The following is a 264-nucleotide window of genomic DNA, read 5'->3' as shown; positions in this document are numbered from 1 at the left end:
CCGTTGCGCGGTGCGGGCAGCGGTGCGGGCAGCGGTCCGGGCGCGTCAGCCGTCGATGGTAATGCAAACCGCCCGATCGAGCGCGGCGTGCCGCCCACCGACACCTTCAACGCGGTGTCGCTGATCGTCGGCGGCGAGATCGTCGGCACCTACCGCAAGCAGGACCTGCCGAACGCCGAGGTGTTCGACGAGAAGCGCTACTTCGCGACCGACACCGAGCCGCTCGTGTTCGAGCTGAACGGCGTGAAATACGGCGTGATCATC

The 264-nt window shown here is 67.8% G+C and carries 1 protein-coding gene; it reads left to right on the top strand.

What is annotated here, in order from left to right:
- On the top strand, nt 1–264 hold a 264-nt coding region (locus AAEY79_RS15270; RefSeq protein WP_352289342.1), incomplete at both ends, for a hypothetical protein.

Origin of the sequence: Psychrobacter sp. GW64-MNA-CIBAN-0177 (genome assembly GCF_040309585.1) — a bacterium.
Classification (GTDB): domain Bacteria; phylum Pseudomonadota; class Gammaproteobacteria; order Pseudomonadales; family Moraxellaceae; genus Psychrobacter; species Psychrobacter okhotskensis.
This window is presented reverse-complemented; position numbering and strand designations above follow the sequence as displayed.